Origin of the sequence: Desulfovibrio intestinalis, from assembly GCF_014202345.1 — a bacterium.
GTDB lineage: Bacteria > Desulfobacterota > Desulfovibrionia > Desulfovibrionales > Desulfovibrionaceae > Desulfovibrio > Desulfovibrio intestinalis.
Map to the genome: position 1 here is coordinate 319797 of NZ_JACHGO010000003.1, position 19305 is coordinate 339101.

At 57.2% G+C, this 19305-nt stretch carries 17 protein-coding genes; 10 read left to right on the forward strand and 7 right to left on the reverse strand.

The genetic code is table 11. From position 1 onward, the window contains the following. Nucleotides 1-108: 108 nt before the first annotated feature. Nucleotides 109-1050 (reverse strand): ACP S-malonyltransferase, encoded by a 942-nt coding sequence (locus HNQ38_RS06570; protein WP_183718643.1) that lies wholly within the window; start codon nt 1048-1050, stop codon nt 109-111. Between the two features lie 189 nt (nt 1051-1239). Here HNQ38_RS06570 and HNQ38_RS06575 point away from each other — a divergent pair, with 189 nt between their 5' ends. Both HNQ38_RS06575 and HNQ38_RS06580 read left to right on the forward strand, forming a co-directional pair. Next, nucleotides 1240-1938 (forward strand): 16S rRNA (guanine(527)-N(7))-methyltransferase RsmG, encoded by a 699-nt coding sequence (locus HNQ38_RS06575; RefSeq protein ID WP_183718645.1) that lies wholly within the window; start codon nt 1240-1242, stop codon nt 1936-1938. Between the two features lies 1 nt (nt 1939). Beyond that, the gene (locus HNQ38_RS06580) at nt 1940-4426 is read left to right on the forward strand and encodes an STT3 domain-containing protein (RefSeq protein WP_246388026.1); all 2487 of its coding nucleotides are present in this window, start codon (nt 1940-1942) and stop codon (nt 4424-4426) included. Nucleotides 4427-4550: 124 nt separating this feature from the next. Here HNQ38_RS06580 and HNQ38_RS06585 read toward each other — a convergent pair whose 3' ends face one another. Next, on the reverse strand, nt 4551-5024 hold the full coding sequence (locus tag HNQ38_RS06585; protein ID WP_183718647.1) for a 23S rRNA (pseudouridine(1915)-N(3))-methyltransferase RlmH: 474 nt from the start codon (nt 5022-5024) through the stop codon (nt 4551-4553). On the opposite strand from HNQ38_RS06585, the gene HNQ38_RS06590 reads away from it, so the two are divergent. Further along, nucleotides 5023-5691, forward strand: coding sequence for an L-threonylcarbamoyladenylate synthase (locus HNQ38_RS06590; protein WP_183718649.1), 669 nt, complete (start codon nt 5023-5025; stop codon nt 5689-5691). The genes HNQ38_RS06585 and HNQ38_RS06590 overlap by 2 nt on opposite strands. Nucleotides 5692-5882: 191 nt before the next feature. Here HNQ38_RS06590 and HNQ38_RS06595 read toward each other — a convergent pair whose 3' ends face one another. Together HNQ38_RS06595 and HNQ38_RS06600 are read right to left on the reverse strand one after the other, a co-directional pair. Beyond that, nucleotides 5883-6563, reverse strand: coding sequence for a class I SAM-dependent methyltransferase (locus tag HNQ38_RS06595; protein WP_183718651.1), 681 nt, complete (start codon nt 6561-6563; stop codon nt 5883-5885). 38 nt (nt 6564-6601) lie between these two features. Beyond that, nucleotides 6602-7177 carry a MarR family winged helix-turn-helix transcriptional regulator gene (locus HNQ38_RS06600; protein ID WP_183718653.1) on the reverse strand — a complete coding sequence of 192 codons (576 nt, stop codon included), beginning with the start codon at nt 7175-7177 and terminating at the stop codon, nt 6602-6604. Nucleotides 7178-7330: 153 nt separating this feature from the next. Here HNQ38_RS06600 and HNQ38_RS06605 point away from each other — a divergent pair, with 153 nt between their 5' ends. The 6 genes from HNQ38_RS06605 (at nt 7331) to HNQ38_RS06630 (ending at nt 14257) form a co-directional block, all read left to right on the forward strand. Next, entirely contained in the window at nt 7331-7969 is a 639-nt protein-coding gene (locus tag HNQ38_RS06605) for an NUDIX domain-containing protein (RefSeq protein ID WP_343060118.1), read from the forward strand. After that, complete coding sequence (locus HNQ38_RS06610; RefSeq protein WP_183718655.1) at nt 7969-9840, forward strand: UbiD family decarboxylase; 1872 nt, start codon at nt 7969-7971, stop codon at nt 9838-9840. The genes HNQ38_RS06605 and HNQ38_RS06610 overlap by 1 nt, the downstream gene beginning before the upstream one ends. 18 nt (nt 9841-9858) lie before the next feature. Next, complete coding sequence (locus tag HNQ38_RS06615; protein ID WP_183718657.1) at nt 9859-11553, forward strand: NAD+ synthase; 1695 nt, start codon at nt 9859-9861, stop codon at nt 11551-11553. A gap of 390 nt (nt 11554-11943) precedes the next feature. Then, a complete protein-coding gene (glpX, locus tag HNQ38_RS06620) occupies nt 11944-12924 on the forward strand; it encodes a class II fructose-bisphosphatase (protein WP_183718788.1) in 981 nt (326 codons plus the stop codon). Nucleotides 12925-12933: 9 nt separating this feature from the next. Further along, complete coding sequence (locus HNQ38_RS06625; protein ID WP_246388027.1) at nt 12934-13518, forward strand: serine/threonine protein phosphatase; 585 nt, start codon at nt 12934-12936, stop codon at nt 13516-13518. Between the two features lie 199 nt (nt 13519-13717). Beyond that, entirely contained in the window at nt 13718-14257 is a 540-nt protein-coding gene (locus HNQ38_RS06630) for a V4R domain-containing protein (RefSeq protein WP_183718659.1), read from the forward strand. Between the two features lie 781 nt (nt 14258-15038). On the opposite strand, the gene HNQ38_RS06635 is transcribed toward HNQ38_RS06630, so the two are convergent. Further along, nucleotides 15039-15602, reverse strand: a complete 564-nt coding sequence (locus HNQ38_RS06635) for a tetratricopeptide repeat protein (protein ID WP_183718661.1) — start codon at nt 15600-15602, stop codon at nt 15039-15041. Between the two features lie 745 nt (nt 15603-16347). On the opposite strand from HNQ38_RS06635, the gene HNQ38_RS06640 reads away from it, so the two are divergent. Then, on the forward strand, nt 16348-17079 hold the full coding sequence (locus HNQ38_RS06640) for an MgtC/SapB family protein (protein ID WP_221277837.1): 732 nt from the start codon (nt 16348-16350) through the stop codon (nt 17077-17079). Between the two features lie 311 nt (nt 17080-17390). On the opposite strand, the gene cmk is transcribed toward HNQ38_RS06640, so the two are convergent. Both cmk and hisC read right to left on the reverse strand, forming a co-directional pair. Next, nucleotides 17391-18083 carry a (d)CMP kinase gene (cmk, locus tag HNQ38_RS06645; RefSeq protein ID WP_183718663.1) on the reverse strand — a complete coding sequence of 231 codons (693 nt, stop codon included), beginning with the start codon at nt 18081-18083 and terminating at the stop codon, nt 17391-17393. Continuing rightward, entirely contained in the window at nt 18080-19240 is a 1161-nt protein-coding gene (hisC, locus tag HNQ38_RS06650) for a histidinol-phosphate transaminase (RefSeq protein WP_183718665.1), read from the reverse strand. Before hisC ends, cmk begins: the two co-directional genes overlap by 4 nt. Nucleotides 19241-19305: the final 65 nt, after the last annotated feature.

A 19305-nucleotide genomic window follows, 5' to 3' on the forward strand; every position in this document is an offset into this window, starting at 1 on the left:
AACCATGCGTCTATTCCGGCCGTTTTGCTGCTGCAGGGATTTGCCTGCCTGCCGCAGTCGCACATGTTTTTTCACACACGCAAAGCGGGCAGACTTTCAGCAGCGGGGCTAGCCCGCAAAAGTTCCAGCACTTTCGGCGTTATTGACCAGTTCCACAGTCAACTGGTCCGCTTCGGCGCGGTCTGCCAGGCAGGGAGAAACCATCTTGCCGAGCAGCGCCTTGGGGCCCAGTTCCAGCCAGCGGCGGGCGCCAGCATCATACTGATTGCGCATGGTGTCGATCCACTGCACAGATGACGTCATCTGGGCCAGCAGGCTTTCAAGGGCGCTTTCGCCTTCATGAACAGCCTTGCCGTGGGCATTGCAGTAGACGGGGAATTTGGGCTTGTTCCAGGTGGCCTTGCGCAGTTGCGGGGCCAGTTCTTTGCTGGCTTCAGCCATCATAGGGCTGTGAAAAGCGCCGCTGACCTTGAGCTCGATGCCCCGGCCCTTTACTTCCTTGGCTTTCTGGCAGGCCAAGGCCACGGCGGCCTTGGTTCCGCTGATAACAAGCTGCCCCGGCGTGTTGTAGTTGGCAACGATAACCAGCTCGCCGCATTCGGCTGCCGTATCGGCCACAATTTTTTCCACCTGGGCAAGGTCCAGCTTGAGCAGGGCGGCCATGGCCCCCTTGCTTTCGGGATCGGCTTCGGCCATAAGGCGTCCGCGCAGGCTGGTCAGTTCCAGCACGCTTTGGGGCGAGAGCACCCCGGCGGCGGCCAGTGCGCTGAATTCACCCAAGCTGTGTCCGGCGGCGGCCAGAGGTTTTGTGCGGCCAGCCACGGCGCTCCAGAGGTTAAGATTCACCACGGTAAGAGCCGGTTGCAGCGCACGGGTGTCGCTCATGGCGGCATCGTCGCCTTCCCAGTAAATTTCGCGCAGGGGCAGGCTGCTGGCCCGCTCGGCCTGTTTCCAGAGATTCATTGCATCGGCTGAGGCTTCGGCCAGATCGCGGCCCATGCCTGCTTCCTGTGATCCCTGACCGGGAAAGAGCAGAACGGCTTGTGACATCGAAAGGTATCCTCCAAGGGCGCGGTAGGCGGCCCGCATGTGGTCAAAAAAGGCGCGGCGTAACCGCAAGCCCTCTTTTTTACGTTATCGGCGCGGGGCTTGCAAGTCCCGGTCGGCGGGGCTATGAGTATGCACCCGGCACGATCGTAAAACGCCGGGCGGCAAACAGTACAGGAGCAGCACAAGATCATGCAGCGAAAAGTGGTAGACAGAAAAGAACTGGCCCGGTTGGCAGCGGCCACTGGTGCGGACGTACCCCAGGAAGCCATTGAGCCTCTGGGGGTATATCTTGAAATGCTCTGCCAGTGGAACAAGGCTATGAATCTTGTGGGGCCGCACTCCTGGCAGGATATACTCAGCCGCCTTGTGGCAGACAGTTTTCATCTGGCGTCCTTTCTGGACAGTCTGCCCATGCCCGATGCGCCGCTGACCTGGGACCTTGGCGCAGGCGCGGGCCTTCCGGGCATACCCTTGCGGATGTTGTGGCGCAAGGGCGCGTACTATATGGTTGAAGTGCGCGAAAAACGGGCGCTCTTTCTTTCCAGCGTGCTTTCGCAAACAAATTTGCCCTCCACGCATGTTTTTCGTGGCCCGGTGGAACATTTTTTTCACGGCCAATACTATCCTGCCGACTGCATAGTAAGCCGGGCCTTCATGCCCTGGCGGCAGCTGCTGGACCTGACCCTGCCCCGTTTGCGCCGTGCGGGGCTTCTTGTGATTCTGGCTCTTGAACCCGCGCCGGAGAAACTGCCTGCGCCCTGGCGTCTGGCCGGGCAGCACAGCTATGTTGTTGCGGGCAATGCACGTTGGTTCTGGGCGCTCACGCCTGATATGCCCGAAAGCGATCTCAAGAAATTCAGCACCGGACACCACGAAGACGGAGCATAGCATGCCCCAGCAGAGCACTGCCCCTGACCATGCCCACGCAACAACTGTTCCGGCTGAAAGCACGGAGAACAGTTCCTTTACTGGCATGGACCAAGAATCTGAAAGCCCTAAAACCCTCCATGCCACTTCTGATGCCGTGAACGGCGCGGGCAGTGTGGAGGGCGTCCGGCTCACGCACGCACAGGGCCTGGGGCATCCGTGGGCCCTGCCGCGTGCCACGCATCTGGGCTTCCCCCCCGGGCCGGATGTGGCCGGATACTGGTTGCGAGGATTTTTCTGGGGCGTGGTGACGCTTGTGCTGGCTTTCGCCCTGCGCATGCTGGAGTGGCCCAGCTGGCAAAATCCTGAATTTCGCCTGGGCAGCCAGTGGCTTCTGGCCACGCATGATGCCTACCACTGGGTAGCAGGGGCCGAGGGAATTGGTCTGGCGGTGGGGCATCCGATGGCGGAAATGCTTCGCTGGATGGCTGATGCGCTGGGCACATATCCCGCTGCGGTGGCTTTTTGGTTTCCGGCGGTGCTGGCAAGCCTTGTGGCCCTTATTGTGTTCGCCTGGGTATGGGCCTTGGGCAGCATGGAGGCGGGCGTGGCCGCCGGGCTGCTCACATCGCTTGCGCCGGGCTTTCTGGCCCGTACGTTACTCGGCTACTATGACACCGACCTTGTTACCCTGTTTTTTCCGCTGCTTATGACATTGGCCCCTGCAAGCTGGGCCATGCGTTACATGCTGCTGCCGCAGATGGTTTTGCGCCGTCTTGCCATTGGTTCGGGCATTATGACGGCCCGGCGGCTGTTCAGCCGTGGCGTGCCCGATGCCGTGCTGGCCGGGCGGCTGCGGCAGGCCGAACATCTGGGCAATCCCCTGCGTTGGCAGTGGGTGGTGCTTTTGGGCTGTTCCGGCGTCATTTCGTGGTGGACGCAGGAATGGCATTCGGTTTTTCCCTATCTTATTCGCTACAATGTGCTTTTACTGGCTTTTATGAGCCTTATCATGGCTCCGCGCGGGCGGCGGGCGTTGTTGCTTTTGGGCAGTCTCGCTTATGCCCTGCCAACCCTGACCGGGCCCATAGGGTTGATTTTCAGCTTGCTGCTGTTGCTGGCAGGCACCAGACCGGGACTGAAAGCGCGGCGTTTTCTGTGCCGCCCGTGGGTTCTGGCGCTGCTGTGGGTTGGCGTGGCGGGCCTCTTGGTGCGCGGTGAAATTCTCGCCACGCTCATGAATCACGTCAATGCCTACCTGAAGCATGCGGGCGACGTTAAAAGCACGGGTGGAGGGGCGGCGCTCATGTACCCCTCGGTGAACCAGTCCGTTATCGAAGTGCAGGATTTGAGCTTCGCAGCCCTGTTCCCGTATTTCCATCCCTGGATGGAAGCCGCCATTCTGGGCCTTGTGGGCTTTTTTGTGGTGATAGTGCGGCGGCCTGGAGCGCTCTTCTTGCTGCCGCTGGCGGCGCTGGGGATTTTGAGCACCAAGCTCGGCGGGCGTATGGTCATGTTTGGCGCGCCTGTGGTTGCCGTGGGGTTGGCTTTGCCCCTGTACTGGGTATTGCAGCGCCTGCTGCGTACCAGTTTGCGCGGGGCGGTTGCCGGGCTGCTGACCTCAGCAGTGCTTACAGCGCTGATGGTGGTTCCCTTTGTGGAAATGATCCCCGCCATGTCGCAGGGGCCCATGATTAACCGCCGCCACGCCGAGGCGCTCACGCGGGCGCGTACCATGACGCCCCAGGATTCCATGCTCTGGCTGTGGTGGGACTGGGGCTATGCTGCCCACTATTTTTCACACCGCGCCACCATTGCTGACGGCGCGCAGCACGCCGGGCCGTCGCTTTATCTGCCCGCCGCCGTGTTTGCAACGGATAATGCCCGCTTTGCGCGTCAGCTCATCCGCTATACGGCTTTGCGCGGCAACGAGCCGGGCAATGTTTTTGACGGGCTGGACGGAAATTCGGCCCAGGCGCTTATGGATAAGCTTCGCTCTGACGAAACGCCGCTCATTGAGGCCAAGGGCAAGCTTTATTTGGTGGTAAGCTTTGAAATGCTGCGCCTCGGTTTTTGGATAAGCAACTTCGGCAACTGGAATTTTGTTACAAACACGGGTGAGGGCGGGGCGCTTTCCATTGTGCCGCAGGAACTGGCCTATCGGCTGGACACGGGCGAAGTGCGCCTTGAGGGCAGCACCAGCGCCATCTATGCGTCGTCCATTAATGTGTTTGAAGAAACCGGAGTCACCCGGCGCAACTATGTGCAGGAGTGGTTCGACGCACATCCCAACGCCACGCAGCAACAGCAGCAGGAATTTTTGTCAAAGCGGCGCAATATCAACTTTTTCTTCAATCGCGTGACCGACGAAAAACTGGCGATGGACGAAGGATTGTACAATTCTCTTATGGTGCAACTGCTTATGGGCGAACCGCAGAACCCGCGTTTTTCACCATATTTCAAGCTGGTGTACGACAACGTGTTTGCCAGAATTTACGAAGTTCTGTAGAAAGCGCGTGCGTAAGGTGCATGAACTTTATGCTATATATTCCTGCACCTTACGCACGCTTCAAATATTTGTTCAGGATGGCTGCATCCGCTGCCGGGCAGAGGAACTGCCGTTCCTCATTGCATCAATGATGATAGGGAACCTTGCGCAGTATGCATTCGGCTCGGTAGATCTGCTCCAGCAGCACAACACGGGCCAGTTCGTGCGGCAGGGTCATGTCTGAAAGGCGAATCATTTTGAACGCCTTCTGGCGTACGCAATCGTCCAGCCCCCATGCCCCGCCGATGATAAAGCAGGCCCGGCCACGAGCGTGCTGATCCAGCTGTTGCAGCAGGGCCGCCAGATCAGGCGAAGTTAGCCGCTGCCCGCGTTCGTCCAGCACAAGGGCCACGTCCTGCGGAGCCAGGGCTTCAATAATGCGGCGTCCTTCAAGGGCGTTGCGCTGGTCTGGGGGCAGGGCGGCGTCGCCGTCGCGCACTTCAGTATATTCCAGGGGCCGCCAACGGTTGATGCGTGTAAGATAGTGGGCTGCTGCGTCCTTCCAGAAAGGTGTTTTTACCTTGCCCACACTGATATATCGTAAGGGTTTACCTGCCATGTCTCTCCAATTGCTCTGCCAGAATCTGCAAGAGGCTGTCGCCTGCCTGCGCAGCGGTCATACGCTGATTTTTCCCACGGAAACGTTTTATGGTCTTGGTTGTCTGGCCACAGATACCGTGGCCGTTGATCTAGTCTACCAGTTGAAGCGGCGGCCCGTCCACAAACCGTTGCTGCTGCTGGCGGCAGACGTTGAGCAGGTGTGGACCGTGGCCGATATTGCGGCCATGCCCAAGGCTCTTGCCGCCTTTTGGCCCGGGCCGCTCACGGTACTGCTGCCCGCGAAAGCCGTGCTGCCCCCAGCCCTTGTGAATGAGCATGGGCTGGTGGCAGTGCGCGTGACGTCGCACCCCGTGGCGGCTGCTTTGGCCCGTGAGGCAGGCGGCCCGCTTACGGCAAGCAGCGCCAATCTGAACGGCGGGCAGCCCGTATGCGAAGTGGAAAAATTGGCCCCCGAGTTGCTGGCAGCGCTGGAAAGCAGGGGGCAAGTGCCCTGTGTGGTCGCAGACACCCCGCGCCCGCAGGGAGGCCTTCCTTCGACCCTTGTGGAACCTTTGACAAATGAGGGCGGTGGGGTAGGGGATCGCGCCCCGCGTCTGCGCATAATCCGCGCCGGAGCAGTAAGTCAGAAGTGTTTGGAAGCTGCGGGATTTATTGTCGAAGAATAGAGCGTATTTGCTTTGAAAAAAATTAAATTCTCAAACGCTGCGCACGAATGCTGAGTATCGTAATACAGCGTATATTTTTGAGATTTATACTTTTAGTAGAATAGTTTTGAAGTGTGGAGCATTTCAACGTTACTCTGCTTTTCTATTTGTTGTTACAGCTGTTCAGGCTGGCGTGCGTGGGTTCAACACCCCTACTCAGGAGCGTGCGGACTGCTGCTGGCAGTCTGTTCAAACCGCACAAAAATTTGTCTGCGCACGATGGGGGTAATATAGCTGTCTTCTGTCCTAATCAGCCCCAAATTTTCGCAAATATCCGCGTAAACATTGTTGCAGTTGTCGCGGTGCTTTTTCCTCATGGCTATGACCGGGCGCAGCAGCAGGCCCCATCCCCGTAAAAGTGGTTTTGCCACGTCCACCAAAAGAAATTTGCCGCCGGGCTTGAGCATGCGCGCGGTGTTGGCCAGAGCCGCGCGGCGCACTTGCGGCGTGGCTTCGTGCAAGGCCATTGAGGTCATTATCAGGTCCAGCCCCGCATCGGGAAAGAGCGCGTCGTCCATAGAGGCTGTGCTGAAATGCAGCGGGCCGCCCTGAGCCTCAAGGCGCTTGTTTGCATAGGCTATCTGGTCTTCAGAAAGGTCCACTCCGTGTATGTTGCAGCGGCGCGAAGATTTTTGCGCCAGTGCGAAGCTTAGTGCGCCCGTACCGCAGCCCATGTCCAGAGCGGCCATACCGTCCTCAAGACGCAGGTCGCCAAGGGCGCGGCTGTAAAAATCGCTGTTCAGTCCGAACACGCTGGCCATGAGTTCGTACCGTCTGCCCGACTTCAGGCCAGTGAAGGCTTCGCCTTTGCCGATCATATCGTGCCCGCTCATGTTCGTTCCTACAGCCTGTTGGCGGATTCTGGTGGTCGTCAGGCGTCAATCTTGTGGTGCTGCTCTGCGCACGTTGCTAAAGGCTGCGCATCTGCCTTGCTGAAAGCGGTAAGGCGGCCAAGAATTTTATTTAAAAACTGCGCGAAAACCTTAACAGTTTCAGGATCGTGTTCTGCCGCGGTTTCAAAAACGAGACTGTCCAGTTTTTGGTGAAAAGATATGTGGCTCTGGTGGGCGATAGTGCCTTTTTCGGTAAGATAGACATTGAGCCGAGTTAATTTTAGCGGATCTTTTTCCTTGCGCACAAGCCCCTTGCGCTCAAGTTTGCGCAGCATTTCAGATACGCTGCCCTTGGTTATTCCCAGTTTTTGGGCCAACCCGTTCACATGAATGCCTTCGGCATTGTGGATGGTCATGATCATCTGGATTTCAGCCAGATAAATTTCCACATCAGTACCGAAATTGCGGCATTGGCGTTCCAGTGTATAAAACTGGTTTACCAGCGAAAGCAGGGCAAAGCAGATGTGGTTGTTGCGCAGCCGCTGGATGTCAGGGTCGTCGTGGTCGTCCAGAACTGCCTGCTGAATGCGAAGTTCCACAGAGGTTTTTCTCATGTCTTTTTCGTGCATTGCATGTGTGTATGGCAGCCATACTTTTTTGTCAAGAACTGAAGCCCGCAGGCTGCTAACTCTTGCGGCCAGGCCCGTGCTGGCTTAGTATGCGTCTGCCTGCGGCTTTAGCCAAAAGCAAAGAACCCTGAGGCTGGAATGAAAAAAGACGTTGTTTGCCCGCACTGCGGCAAGCCCTACTCCTGCTTTCGCAACCCCGCGCCCACGGCTGATGTGGTTATCTATGAGCCGGACAGGGGCGTGGTGATAATTCGCCGCAGGCATGCCCCCATAGGGTTTGCCCTGCCGGGCGGGTTTATTGACGAAGGCGAGCAGGCCGAAGACGCAGCCATGCGTGAAATGCGTGAAGAAACCGGGCTGGACGTTGAGCTGACAGGCTTGCTGGGCGTGTATTCGCGCCCCAAGCGTGACCCGCGCCAGCATACGCTTACGGTGGTTTTTACAGGCAAGGCGCGCAACCCCGACGCCATTCAGGCTGGCGACGACGCGGCGCAGGCAGCGTTCTATCCCCTGGACGCCCTGCCGGAACCGCTGGTTTTCGATCATGCGGAAATTCTGGAGCATTTCAGGCAAACGTTGTCCGGGCAACGCTTCGTGGCTGCGGTGCAGCCTCTGGCTTGCCATCATTTGCCCGGTATGCAGGGCTGTAGGAAAAAAAGCACAGAATCTGCCGACCAAGTTACGCTGGCCGAACAATCTACGTTGGCCGGACAAGCCGGGTTGGCTGAGTCGGGTAAACCAACTGAACCCGCCGGACAGGAAAAGGAGATTTGCTGATGGGCTACCGCAACATGCAGGAATGCCTCGCCGATCTGGAAGCGCACGGCCACCTGAAGCGCATCGACGCGGAGGTGGACCCGAATCTGGAGCTGGCGGCCATCCAGCGGCGAGCCTTCAGGGCCAAGGCTCCGGCCCTGCTGTTCACGCGGGTCAAGGGCACGTCTTTTCCCATGCTGTGCAATCTTTTCGGCACGCGCGAACGCCTGCACTATATTTTCAGAGACAGCCTGCCAGCGGTGCAAGCTGTGCTGGACGCCAAGGCCGATCCTGTGGCTGCCCTTAAAAAGCCCTGGCGCGCGTTGCCCGCAGTGCCGGGTCTTTGGCACATGCTGCCCAAGGTGCGGCGCGGCAATGGCGGCGAAGGAGGCAATGTGCCTGTGCTCGAATGCCGTTGCAAGCCTGCGGACTTGCCGCAGTTGACCTGCTGGCCTATGGATGGCGGCGCGTTTATCACGCTACCGCTCGTTTACACCGAAGACCCCGCCAAACCTGGAGCGGATTCCTCCAATCTTGGCATGTACCGGGTACAGCAGAGCGGCAATGAATACACGCCGGATGAAATGGGCCTGCACTACCAGATACACCGTGGTATCGGCGTGCACCACGCCCATGCCATCGCCGCAGGCCGTCCCTTGCCCGTGCATGTGTATGTGGGCGGCCCGCCAAGCCTTACCGTGGCCGCAGTCATGCCCCTGCCCGAAGGCTTGAGCGAACTGCGCTTCGCCGGACTTTTGGGCGGGCGGCGCATGGAGCTGGCACGGGCCGAAGGCCTGCCTTTGCCCGCACTGGCCGAAGCGGATTTTTGCATCAGCGGGCACATTATGCCTTCGCCCAAGCCCGAAGGGCCTTTTGGCGACCATGTGGGCTATTACAGCCTCACTCACGATTTTCCGGTGCTCAAGGTGGATGCGGTGTATCACCGCAAGGGAGCGGTGTGGCCCTTTACAGCTGTGGGGCGGCCACCGCAGGAAGACACGGTTTTCGGCGATTTCATCCACGAGCTTACCGGTCCTCTGGTGCCCCAGGTATTTCAGGGCGTTCGCGAGGTCCACGCTGTGGACGCAGCTGGTGTGCATCCTCTGCTGCTTGCCCTGGGCAGCGAGCGCTACACCCCTTATGAGGCAGCTCGCAGGCCGCGTGAATTGCTGACTATGGCTCTGCACCTGCTGGGAACCACCCAGACCGCCCTTGCCAAGTACGTTCTTGTGGCGGCTCATGAGGATGCCCCCGGCCTCAGCGCCAGCCATGCGCCACAGTTTTTACGCCATCTGCTTGAACGCACTGACTTCGCGCGTGATCTGCATTTCATTACGCACAGCACCAATGATACCCTGGACTATACGGGGCTTGGCCTCAATGAGGGCTCCAAGCTCATATGGGCCGCCGCTGGCGAGAAACGGCGTGAACTGGGCCTGGAACTGACAGGTTCGGCTGCGGATTTGCCGCCCCTGCCCGAGGGCTTCGGTGACGCGCGCGTGGCTGGTCCCGGCCTGCTGGTGCTGCGTGGCCCCAAACATACGCTGGGCAGAAATGAACCAGACCCGGCGATGGAAACTCTTGCGGATGCCTTGGCCCACTGGCCGGGGCGCGAGGCTTTTCCGCTGGTTGTCGTGGCCGATGACGCGGCATTTTGCGCGCAGGATATGGATAATTTTCTGTGGGTGGCCTTCACCCGGTCTGACCCGGCCACAGATGTGTACGGGGCTCGCGCGCAAACGCGGGCAAAGCACTGGTCATGTGAAGTGCCGCTTGTTATGGACGCCCGCCTGAAGCCCTTCCACGCTCCCCCCCTGGAAGAGGACCCGGCCACCACCCGCGCGGTGGATGCTCTGGCCGCACCCGGCGGGCCATTACACGGATACCTTTAACTTGGGGGAGGCAGCGGCATGAAAATAGCCCTTTTGCAGTGCAATAGCGTCACTGGCGATGTAGCCGGAAATATGGAGCACATTCTTGAAGATGTGCAGCAGGCTGCCGCCGCCGGGGCAGAGCTGTGTGTGACCCCTGAACTGGCGCTGTGCGGTGTCGCCCCTGGGCACTACCTGTGCGCCGAAGACTTTGCCGAAGGCTGCCGCAAGGCGCTCGATCATATGGCAGAAACCCTCAAGGGCGGGCCTGCCTTGCTGGTGGGCGCGCCTGTGCCCAGCGTGTACGCTTCGGGCCTGCTTTCCAACGCCGCCGTGCTTGTACACAAGGGAACATGGCAGGTGGCTTCGCGCAAGATTTATCAGGGCGGCCAAAGCGGCGCGCAAGGCTCTGGGCCTGATGCAGAAGACAGCCGTTATTTTGATAAGGGCATCTCCTGCGGCATTCTGACCCTGGGCGGCTGGCGCATGGGCGTGGTTTTGTGTGAAGACGCCCACAGCGAAGAAGAAGCTTTTTGGAAAACCCGTTACGCCAGCGGGCACAATCCTCTTATGGAACTGGTGCAGCGCGGCGTTGACGCGCTCATCCACATGGCCGCGGCTCCCTATAGTGAGGGGGCGCAGGCGGCGGGCGAGCACATGCTTTCGCATGTGGCTGCGCGGCATCATGTGCATCTCTTGTCGGTAAACCTTGTGGGCGGCAACGACAGCCGCGTTTATAACGGGCAAAGTCTGGTTTTTGATCCCACGGGCCAACTGCTGGCACGGGGAAAAGCCTTTGAAGAAGACGTGCTTGTGGTGGATACCGCCCCAAGCGCCCCCGGAGGCGCATCGTCGGGCGGCAAGGCTCCAGAACCCCTGTGCGCCAGCGTTGAGGAAGACTGCTGGCGGGCGCTTACCCTCGGCACTCGCGATTTTGTCCGCAAATGCGGGGCCGAAAAGGTTATTGTGGGGCTTTCCGGCGGTATTGATTCTTCCGTGGTGTGCTGCGTGGCTGCGGAGGCCCTTGGCGCGGAAAATGTCACTGGCGTGCTGATGCCTTCGCCGTACAGCAGCGAAGGTTCGGTAGCGGATGCTCTCAGTCTGGCGCAAAATCTTGGCGTCGCGACGGTAACCCTGCCCATTGAGCCAGCCATGACAGCCTTTGCACAGGTTCTTGCTCCCGGTCTGGATCTTTTTGAAGCCCGCCCGGGAGATACCACGTTTGAGAATCTTCAGGCCCGTATTCGAGGAACCCTGTTGTCTTCTCTGGCCAACCGCGCCGGGGCGCTTGTGCTCAATACGGGCAACAAGAGCGAAGCCGCTATGGGGTACAGCACCCTGTATGGCGATACCGTGGGCGCGCTGGCCGTCATCGGTGATCTGACCAAAACCCAGACCTACGCTGTGGCGCGCTGGTACAATGCGCATAAGGGAGAGCAGATTATTCCGCAGCAGGTCTTTGACAAGGCCCCTTCGGCAGAACTGCGCCCCGGGCAGAAAGATGAGGACAGCCTGCCGCCTTACGATGAGCTTGATCCCGTGCTTGAAGATCTGCTGCTCCCGGCGGCGCCGCCTGTGGGTGACAATTCTTCTCCCCTGCGGCTTGAGGTGCGCAGCAAGCTCTTTATGGCGGAATTCAAACGCAGGCAGGAACCTTTGGCACTTTTTATCAGCCGTATGCCTTTTGGCGCCGGGTGGCAGGCCCCTGTTGCGGGGCGTTACCGCCTGCCATAATGCTTTCTGTAGCGGTTTTTTTGTTGAAGCTGTGTATTCTGGCTACAGGGCTGGGTAAAAAGTGTTTTTTACCATGCCGTGTGGACCAATGTTTTATTGCTTAAGTGAAACTGATGGGGCGGGGTTGGCTTGGCCAGTTGCGGCGCGTTGCGCTTTCTTGCAGCGTCAGAACATGTGAACTTTTTTCAAGGTTAACATGTTCAATTCAAAGCTTGCCGGCGGTCCCACTCATTTCATCAGATCGCGGGGTTGTTACAACGGGCAGATTGGTCACGGGATAGTGGCGGCCTGCCTGGAGCTGGGAGAACAAGGGGTTTTTTCTTGAAGACGGCAGCGCGCTGGGGTAAGAGCAGTGTGTTGGATAACGAAGAACGAGTGGAGGAAGATATGGTGGAAGCACCGGAAAAAAATCTGGCCCTGGATATTGTGCGTATTACCGAAGCGGCGGCCCTGGCGTCGGCTCGCTGGCTCGGGCGCGGTGACAAGGAGGCCGGAGACGGCGCTGCCGTTGACGCCATGCGTATCAGCTTTGCCACTCTTCATATTGACGGTCTGGTAGTCATCGGCGAGGGCGAAAAAGACAACGCCCCAATGCTGTTTAATGGTGAAAAGGTTGGTATGGGCGTAGGCCCCAGCCTTGATGTGGCCGTGGATCCGGTGGAAGGCACAAGCCTTCTGGCCTATGGCCGCCCCAATGCTATTTCTGTGGTAGGCGTGGCCCCCAAGGACAGCATGTTTAATCCTGGCCCCAGCTTTTATATGCAAAAGCTGGTGGTGGCCCGCGAGGCGCGTGATGTCATTGATCTGGACGCGCCCGTCAAGGTGAACCTGGCCAATGTGGCCAAAGCTATGGGCAAAAGCGTGCAGGACCTTGTGGTTTTTGTGCTGGATAAGCCCCGGCATGAAAAACTTATCAGTGAAATCCGCCAGGCGGGCGCGCGCATTCAGCTTCAGACTGACGGCGACGTGGCTGGCGGCCTTATGGCCGTAGACCCGCGCTCTGAAGTGGATATCATGATGGGCACAGGCGGCACACCTGAAGGCGTGCTGGCTGCTTGCGCCATCAAGGGCATGGGCGGGCAGATACTTGCCCGGCTTGATCCTCAGTCTTATGTGGAAAAGGAAGCCATCAACGAGGCTGGTATTGATGCACGAGAAGTGCTCACCGTTAATGACCTTGTGCGCAGCGATGATTGTTTCTTCGCAGCCACCGGTATTTCAGGCGGTGATTTTCTGCGCGGTGTGCGCTACAGCTCAAAATACGCAGTGACCCACTCTTTGGTTTTGCGCGGTAAAACGGGTACATTGCGGTATGTGGAGTCTTACCATAATATGGACAGACTCTCGAAATTCAGCGCGGTTCGGTACTGAATGAATAATATGTTGTCGAATGTTCGGGCGCAGACGCGCCCGATGGCATCACTGACCACCAAATTTCAGGCGTGGGCAGCGGGCTCTTTCATGCGTACGCTGCTGGCGGGAATGGCCGTCCTGTGCCTGACCCTGACTTCCGGTTTGCCCGGTGAGTTTTTTTCCGGGCAGGCTCTGGCGGCTGCCAGCCAGGGGAAAAAACAACCCTCCAAGCCTTCTACTGTCTATGAAAAGCAGCCTCCTGTCACTGACAAGGAACTGCTGAGTTTTCTTGACGTGCTGCCGCATTTTCGTGCCTGGGCCAAGGCCAACAATGAAGAAGCCCATCCTACACTGACCAACGGCAAGCCGGATTTCATGTACTCGCCGCAGGCAGCAGCCTGGGTGCAGCAGCAAGGCTGGGACCCGGTGCGCTTTTTCTGTGTTATGGGGCGTATGGCTGCCGCCTTGGCCATTGTTGAAGAAGGCAATGACATGAACGGCGTGCGGTCCAAGGATATGCCCGAAGTTACTGAAGGCGAACTGGCTTTGGCCCGGCGTCACCTGGGCACCATGCTCAAGGTCAGTGGCGATGTGGCGCCCATAAGCCGTTAGTCGATCGTATACTTGCGCACACTGCCGCATGCCTGAGTGAATATACGAAGGGGCATGCGCTCTGTGCACGAAAAACAGCTCGTAGCTTTGTAGGTACGAGCTGTTTGAAAATTTATATCTCGCCAGCTTATAGTATTTTGCTGCTGCACGTGATCGCTACATAACCTGCACGGCACAAACTCTGCAAAGGCGGTTTTTCATGTTGACCCGGCGATATGCTTTCAGTTGGGATTTTGTCGGCAATATTCACGATGGCCGGCCCAATCTTGGCAATAACGCGCGCATCGAAGTGTATAGGCTCTTTCAGTACACCATGCGTGATATTGTTGAGTCACGCTATGGCACTGCCGCATCTGAAGAGATCATGCGTGAAAGCGGCAAACTTGCAGGGCGCAAATTTTGCGAAAGATTTGTTGGCCGCCGCGAGAGATTTGATGACTTTGTGGCAGCAGTGCAGAAAGCCTTGCTGGATTTCGGCATAGGAATTCTGCGGGTAGAAAGCGCCAATTATGAAGCTTCTCACTTTACGTTGACCGTGGCTGAAGATTTGGATTGCTCTGGCCTGCCCGATATGGAACACACGGTTTGCCATTATGACGAGGGTTTTCTGGCGGGCGTGCTTTTTGCCCAGACCGGCACGGAATTTGAGGTGCGCGAGGTTGACTGCTGGTGCACTGGGGACCGCACATGCCGGTTTGAAGTTAAACCCAGTGTTAAGGCGCTCAACAGCAATTCTTAGAGTATTTTAATTTGGGAAAGTTTAAATGTTCTAACGCTGCACAAAAGCGCTGCGCGCCGCAACGCGGCGTGGGGTCTGCCGAAAATCGTATTTTGAGGCAGAATGACAATTTTGAAATACAATGTATTTCAAAATTGTTCAGCTCCAGGGCCGTTAGGCTGGTGAGGCTGTTTTGAGCAGGGTTCGCCAATTGAACCTTATGCTTTGAAAGCGCAACAAGCTGTTGCAGAGCACTGGCGGTCAAAAATATCACGGCTGTGTCCCAGAGCAGATTAACTTTGAAAATGTATATTTTCAAAGTTTAATACACGCTCGTTACGGCGTTTAATCGCGCAAATAAATAGCAGTGCTGTCTTCATCCGTAACTTTCTGCGTCGCAACGGCTGAAGCTGCGCTTACGCCTCCACGGCGGGCGTCTGCTCACGCAGACACCTGAGCATTTCAAAGTTGAAATGCTCTAGGATGCGGCCCATTTTTTATTTCATTCAAATGCATGTGCGTGCTGCTTGCGACACTGAAGCGGTGATCGTTTTTTCGCGATGAAAACCGAAGGCATGGCATGCAGGTGACGCTAATAAAACAAAAATCCCTGAAAATACTTTTCAGGGATTTTTCGCTGTGGCTGCGTTGCCATAACTGGAACCAAAAAGCCCCATAGCAGGCAAACGGTGCCGCCCATTCCCCAGGGGAAAGATTTTCCGGCCCCGGCACCCGCCAAGGGCCGGAAAATCATGTGGGGAGGGGAGTATGTTTTGGCAGCGGCCTGGCCCGGAGGCCATGACTACGCAGCCATCGTGTCGAAAAGTTCTTTGGCGCTGTTGTTGGCGGGGTTGGCGCCAAGCACGGTTTCCAGATGCTGACGGGCATCTTCGCTGCGGCCAAGGTAAATGAGGCATCCGGCCAGGGTCACGCGAACAGCTTCAGCTTCAGTGCCGGTGCGCAATGTGTCTTCCAGGTAGGGCAGCACGTTTTCAACGCAACCCAGCTGATAAGCTTCGCGTACAAGGCAGTTCAGGGCTACGATATTTTCCGCATTTTTGTTCAGCGCGCGGGAAAAATGTTCAAAAGCGCTTTCGTGCTGACCCTGTTCCATAAGAACCAGGCCAATGCCGCACAGGGCCTTGTCGGTTTCTTCCACAGCGGCAGCCTTCTGGTAGAGCACCAGGGCCTTGTCCAGTTCGGAACGCTGCACAGCCACAGTTGCCAGACCCATGTAGGGAGCGGCGCTTTGGGTGTTGCTGTTGGCGGCTTTGCGGTAATATTCTTCGGCCTTGTCAAAGTCGCCCATGAAAAGATAGCACTCGCCCAGTTCTTTATTGATTTCGTAATCCAGTTGATTGCTCATTTTTTTCTCCCCAACGAAAGCTGGTTTGCGCAAGGCGCTGTATGCGCCTTTGGCTTGCCCAATAATATGCATTGGGCGTGCCAATTTTTAATTATGCAATCAATTCAAAGTATTGATTTGGGGCGTACGCGGTGGTGCAGGGGGTGGCGGCAAAGGCCGCCGTACTAGGAACGCCAAAATTTCGGCAGGGCAGGCATGCGCGGCAGAATTTGCCGTCCTGGGCGGTAGATTTTGAAAAGCCCCTTGAGAAAATGTCATCGCATTTGAGTTTACCAGATAAAAAATGCCAGTACGGAGTTTTTTTATAGCAGCCCGACAGCAAAAATCTTGGCGCAGACGTGGCGCGATAGATCGTGTTGTGCTCATTGCTGGGTGGCGGTGTTTTTTATGAGCTGCTATAGATATTCACATACGGTAAATATCCCATTATCATTTTAAACCCGCCCAGCGTTACAGCATATTGGCGACCACGGTACATAACGCTTCAGGTGGTGTGCCGTGCCATTTTTCCTCGACTATGAATCACCAATTTGGCATTCTGATGCCCGTTTACCTCTTTCCTTTATTGGCTTGCTGGTATCTTGAAAATAGTCTTTGCCAATCTTGGGTATGAGAAACTCGTAATTGACAAGTACTGACAGGTTGCACCCTGCCGGGTGCAACCTGCTTTTCGGCAAAACGCTACGGCCTTGATGGGCTCAAACGGGTTCATAGAGCAGGCAGTCAAACCGTATGGGAGAGAGCAATGACCTTGGCCGCGATACAGAGCTTTCAGCTCGAGTCTTTTCTTGATTCGTGCCTCAGCGTAACGGTTGCTTTTATTCTTGGTTCCATTGTCGGTTTTGAGCGCCAGTACAGGCAAAGAACTGCGGGCTTGAGAACCAATGTGCTTGTGGCCATTGGCTCTTCTGTTTTTGTGGATATTGCGGCCTGTATTGCTGGGCCGGATGGAGCAGCCAGGGCCATTTCATACATCATATCCGGCGTGGGATTTCTTGGCGCGGGCATTATTATGCGCGATCAGGGCAGGGTGAGCGGGCTGGACACTGCCGCTACACTTTGGGGGGTTGCAGCCATAGGAGCCTGCGCCGGGGCCGACTTGCTGGGCGAATCTTGCCTGGCCGCGCTTTTCGTTCTTCTGGCGAACACCCTGTTGCGGCCCATAGCCAATGCTATCAACCGCGCGCCGTTACAGATGAAAGCTCTGGAAAGCGCCGTGTCGGTGCATATGATTATTCTTGGCGAGAAAACCGGGGAATCTTTATCAATGCTGAAGGGCCTGCTTCGATCAGAGGGCTATGACGCCACAGATATTGACGTACGCCCATTTGCAGACGGAAAGGTGGAGGTTGAAGCGACATTTGCGGCAGGTTCAGCAGACACAGAATATTTTGAGCGTCTGGTAACCAAAATTACTGCGGCGCCCTACGTCGACAATGCCTACTGGTCGCCTGTCATGCTTGAAGGGGCGCAATAATTTTATTCACTACATTAGATGGTGCGCAGATAGACGCGAGCTGATTGGTTTGAAAAGTGGGGTGGCTTGCGGGTACCGGGAAGTATGCGGCGCAGAGGTTTCCTGCGCCGCCGGAAACCGCATTTTTAGGCAGAATGGCAACTATCTGCTCTGGAACCGTTATGCTTGAAATGCCAGCAGGTTTTGCCGCTAATGATGCCTGTCCGGGCTTAATGGCTCCCTATACGTCAGGAGCAGCCCTGCAACTGCAAGACTGCTCCATTATGACATGGTCTTGAGGCCAGAGGGTCTGGCAAAAAGATAGGCCGAGCTCAGGCGTGCAGGCTTTGAGCCCCGCCGTGTACATTGATATGGTGCAGCATGACGCCAAGCACGCCTTCAATATCAAGTTGTGATGTATCCACAATAAGGGCGTCAGGGGCAGGGCGCAGAGGAGCCACCGCGCGGTTGCGGTCCAGCGCGTCGCGCTGGCGGATCTGCTCGGTAAGGCTTGTCAGCTCTGCAGCTTCCCCCCTTTCTTTCAAATCGCGCAAGCGGCGCATGGCGCGCACTTCAGGAGCTGCATCCAGAAAGAACTTGAAACGGGCGTCAGGAAAAACCACTGTGCCCATATCCCGCCCTTCAGCCACCAGAGGCGACATTTCGCCGATAGATCTTTGTGTCTGGCGCAGAATGTCGCGTACTGCAGGCACCGTGGCAATCCGGGCTGCCAGCATACCAACTTCCTCGGTGCGCACTTCGCCGCGCACGGCAACGCCATTGCAGAACAGGGTTGACTGCTGCCCCATACCGCCAAGGGTGAAAACCCATTGAGCGCAGCGGTCACGCAGGTCTTCTTCCGGCAGTTTTTCAGCACCGGGGCCCAGTTTGAGGGCTATGCAGCGGAACATGGCCCCTGTATCCAGATAGGCCAGCCCCAGGCTTTCCGCCATGCGGCGGGCCAGAGTGGTTTTGCCTACTCCAGCGGGGCCATCCAGCGTTACAACTGACAGGCGGGCGCTCATTTGCATTCTCTGTTTGCAGCCGAAGCTTCGGCATGGCGGTTCTGCAAAAGAATTTCGTCCATAGCCAGCAAAAATGTTCTGTTTTCCGCCTCATTGCCAATGCTGACGCGCAGATGCCCGGGCAGGTTGTAGCTGTTGAGGGGGCGGATAATGATGCCCTTGCGCAACAGGGTTTCAAAGCAGTCGTGCGCGCTCAACGTGTTTTCCGGCAGGCTGAAAAGAATAAAGTTGGCGGCGCTGGGCCATACGTTGCAGCCCAGAGCAGTAAGCCCGACAGTAAGGGCGTTCCGGCCCTGCCGCACAGTCTGCATGGTGAAGGAGTAGAAGGTTGTGTCTTCCAGAGCGGCCAGAGCGGCCTCTTCTGCCAGAATATTGACAGAGAAAGGCAGACGGGCGCGCCAGCAGTAATCCGCAAGGCTTGGGGGCAATATGCCGTAGCCCACGCGCATGCCAGCCAGGCCGAAGCTTTTGGAAAAAGTGCGCATGAAAGCCGTATTTTCGGGCAGTTCTCCACTGGCAAGAAGTGAAGAGTCCGGTTCGCTTTCAGCAAAGTCCATATAGGCTTCGTCAATCACAAGCAGGCAGGCAGGCGCAATTTGGGCGAGCTTGGCTGCCAGCTGGGCCACCTCGTCACGGGGCGGGCAGTAGCCCGTGGGATTGTCTGGCGTGGTGATGAAAACAAGACGGGTATTGGCGTCCACCTTGGAAAGCAGCCCGTCAAAGTCAAAAGAAAAATCAGCATTGAGCGGGTGACGGCGCACTTCAACACCGCTGATACGGCCTTGAATGGGGTAGATGCTGAAGCACGGTTCAAAGCATACCAGATTGTGCACGCCAGGTTCGGCCAGAATGCGAATGAGCAGGTCTATGATTTCGTCGGAGCCGTTTCCCACAACCACCCGGCGCGGATCAAGCCCGTGGCGTTTTGCCAGAGCCTCCACCAGACGGGGATTGCCCCCCTGGGGATACCGGAAGCCCATGTCTGCGTGGCGCTGCACGGCTTCGCGCGCCAGAGGCGGCATGCCCAGCGGATTTTCGTTGCTGGCCATCTTGATGACCTGGGCAAGATTGTACTTCTGCTGGATTTCGGCAATGGACAGACCGGGAACATAGGCCTTCAGGGCAAGAATTTCCTGCCGTACGCTGATCTGGGACATGTATTCTCCACAGCCGGGCACGGGGCTCTCGGCAACAAGGGGATTGTTTACGGGCCGTGCCTCTT

What these genes read in the sequence shown, in the direction of transcription:
- HNQ38_RS06600 (WP_183718653.1), bottom strand. Translation starts at nt 7,177, where the DNA reads ATGAGAAAAACCTCTGTGGAACTTCGCATTCAGCAGGCAGTTCTGGAC.
- HNQ38_RS06640 (WP_221277837.1), top strand. Translation starts at nt 16,348, where the DNA reads ATGACCTTGGCCGCGATACAGAGCTTTCAGCTCGAGTCTTTTCTTGAT.
- HNQ38_RS06630 (WP_183718659.1), top strand. Translation starts at nt 13,718, where the DNA reads ATGTTGACCCGGCGATATGCTTTCAGTTGGGATTTTGTCGGCAATATT.
- HNQ38_RS06635 (WP_183718661.1), bottom strand. Translation starts at nt 15,602, where the DNA reads ATGAGCAATCAACTGGATTACGAAATCAATAAAGAACTGGGCGAGTGC.
- HNQ38_RS06615 (WP_183718657.1), top strand. Translation starts at nt 9,859, where the DNA reads ATGAAAATAGCCCTTTTGCAGTGCAATAGCGTCACTGGCGATGTAGCC.
- cmk (WP_183718663.1), bottom strand. Translation starts at nt 18,083, where the DNA reads ATGAGCGCCCGCCTGTCAGTTGTAACGCTGGATGGCCCCGCTGGAGTA.
- HNQ38_RS06595 (WP_183718651.1), bottom strand. Translation starts at nt 6,563, where the DNA reads ATGAGCGGGCACGATATGATCGGCAAAGGCGAAGCCTTCACTGGCCTG.
- HNQ38_RS06590 (WP_183718649.1), top strand. Translation starts at nt 5,023, where the DNA reads ATGTCTCTCCAATTGCTCTGCCAGAATCTGCAAGAGGCTGTCGCCTGC.
- HNQ38_RS06580 (WP_246388026.1), top strand. Translation starts at nt 1,940, where the DNA reads ATGCCCCAGCAGAGCACTGCCCCTGACCATGCCCACGCAACAACTGTT.
- HNQ38_RS06605 (WP_343060118.1), top strand. Translation starts at nt 7,331, where the DNA reads ATGAAAAAAGACGTTGTTTGCCCGCACTGCGGCAAGCCCTACTCCTGC.
- HNQ38_RS06610 (WP_183718655.1), top strand. Translation starts at nt 7,969, where the DNA reads ATGGGCTACCGCAACATGCAGGAATGCCTCGCCGATCTGGAAGCGCAC.
- HNQ38_RS06570 (WP_183718643.1), bottom strand. Translation starts at nt 1,050, where the DNA reads ATGTCACAAGCCGTTCTGCTCTTTCCCGGTCAGGGATCACAGGAAGCA.
- hisC (WP_183718665.1), bottom strand. Translation starts at nt 19,240, where the DNA reads ATGTCCCAGATCAGCGTACGGCAGGAAATTCTTGCCCTGAAGGCCTAT.
- HNQ38_RS06625 (WP_246388027.1), top strand. Translation starts at nt 12,934, where the DNA reads ATGTTGTCGAATGTTCGGGCGCAGACGCGCCCGATGGCATCACTGACC.
- HNQ38_RS06575 (WP_183718645.1), top strand. Translation starts at nt 1,240, where the DNA reads ATGCAGCGAAAAGTGGTAGACAGAAAAGAACTGGCCCGGTTGGCAGCG.
- HNQ38_RS06585 (WP_183718647.1), bottom strand. Translation starts at nt 5,024, where the DNA reads ATGGCAGGTAAACCCTTACGATATATCAGTGTGGGCAAGGTAAAAACA.